The 1706-nt window shown below is 61.0% G+C and carries 2 protein-coding genes and 1 pseudogene; 2 read left to right on the forward strand and 1 reads right to left on the reverse strand.

Going from position 1 to position 1706, the window contains the following annotated elements:
* Window positions 1-147 (forward strand): annotated as a pseudogene (locus tag P792_RS39410) (ribonuclease D); the annotation flags it as partial.
* Window positions 148-445: 298 nt separating this feature from the next.
* A complete protein-coding gene (locus P792_RS34380; protein WP_023979819.1) occupies window positions 446-1195 on the forward strand; it encodes a GcrA family cell cycle regulator in 750 nt (249 codons plus the stop codon).
* Between the two features lie 80 nt (window positions 1196-1275).
* Here P792_RS34380 and P792_RS34385 read toward each other — a convergent pair.
* Window positions 1276-1706: polymer-forming cytoskeletal protein (locus tag P792_RS34385; protein ID WP_023979820.1), on the reverse strand; the 431-nt coding region annotated here is incomplete at its 5' end.

Consider the following 1706-nt stretch of genomic DNA (forward strand, 5'->3'; position numbering starts at 1 on the left):
CTGGCGCTGGGTGAAACCGATAGCCCGGTTCTCAAGGGATGGCGCCGTGCCGTTTTCGGCGAGGATGCCCTTGCGCTCTTGCGAGGTGATATCCAGCTTGCCGTTGAAGGCCGCTCGGTACGGCTGATCCGCAATGATCAGGCCTGAAGACTGCTCTGATTTGGTGCTAGATCCTGCTCCGCGGTATCGCCCGGAGGCATCATGCGTAGGCAGGGCGCGGCTCAGGCGAAGCCTGAGAGGAAATGCTGAAGGGGATCAGCGACCGGCAGCCCCTGTCAGAGATTGTCACGTCATTCTTTGGTAATTCACGCGGGTTCAGATTGACTCGAGCAAGAGCTCTGTGTTTATGCGCCAGTCTCATTATAGAAAAATCCGATTTACGGATTGAGCAAGTCGTATCGACACCCTAGTTTTACGTCACAGGACTGAATGAGGAGCACGGGCGATGGAATGGACTGACGAAATAATCTCCCGTCTTCAGACGCTTTGGCAGGAAGGACTATCGACAGCCGAGATCGGGCGACAGCTCTCGATCACGAAGAATGCTGTTGTGGGCAAGGCTCATCGTCTTGGTTTGCCGCCACGCCCTTCTCCCATCCGTGCCGCAGCCAAGGCCCGCAAGGATGCTGCTCCTGAGACGGGCGTGGATACCACATCGGCGCCGCCTGCTGAAGCTGTCGCGCCAAAAGCGGTGGAACCGGTCGCAATCCCGGCCAGTGAAAAGCCGCCTGTCAAAGCTGCTGAAAAACCCGTCGAGGCGGTGCAGGAAAAGGCAAGTGAGCTTGTCGGCGTCAAGGCAGCACCTGCTGCACTGGTAGAGGATGCGCCGGCCCCGGTCATGGCTAGCCGTCCAACCGCCGCCACGCCGACATCGTCTGCTGCCGGATCGGCTTCGGCCAGTCCTGCTGCGACAAGCGAAGATGAGCCTGCCACTGCCGCGAAATCCGCTCCGCCCCGCAAATCCGCAGAGGCCAAGACCATGGCGCCAGATCTGATGCTCCGCCCGCTTCTGCGCCCGCTGACGGCCGATACGTCGCCGCGTCGTGGTCCGGCCTGCTGCTGGCCCAACGGCGATCCTGGAACCCCCGGTTTCCATTTCTGCGGAGCTAAGCCCGTTCCCGGCAAGCCCTACTGCGCCGAGCATTGCGCGATTGCTTATGTGAAGCTGCGTGACCGTCGCGAAAGCGTTGGCTGAAACGAGCCTGAACAAGGATGAATAAAAAAAGCCCGGTCCTGCTGGACCGGGCTTTTTTTGTTGCCTGTCGCCAAAACGGATCAGGCTGAAGGGGTGGTCTCTTCAGTCTTCTCAGTTGCGGGGACGGGGGCTTCGACAGGGGCCGGGCGAGCAGGCATGTCGCCTGTGATCATTTCCAGATGACCCGTGATCTGGCCACCATCCTCGACCTGCAGGCGGCGGGTGCGCGTTTTGCCAATCAGACGGCCCGTAGCACGCACGGTCAGGTTGCCACGAACGGTCAGTGTGCCGTCGATCGTGCCCGCAAGGTCGGCATCCTCAACTTCGATTTCACCGCGGAAGACACCGCCCTGTGCAACCGAAAGCTCGGTAGCCTGAAGCAGCGTGGCCTCAACCGTTCCCTCGACAACAAGGCGCTCGGCATCCTGAATCGAACCCTGCACCGAAATGCCGCGTCCAACGACCAGCGTGCGGCGGTCGGTCGCTTCACGACGCCCGCCAGGTGCCGAAG

It is taken from the genome of Asaia sp. SF2.1, assembly GCF_000505765.1.
GTDB lineage: Bacteria > Pseudomonadota > Alphaproteobacteria > Acetobacterales > Acetobacteraceae > Asaia > Asaia bogorensis.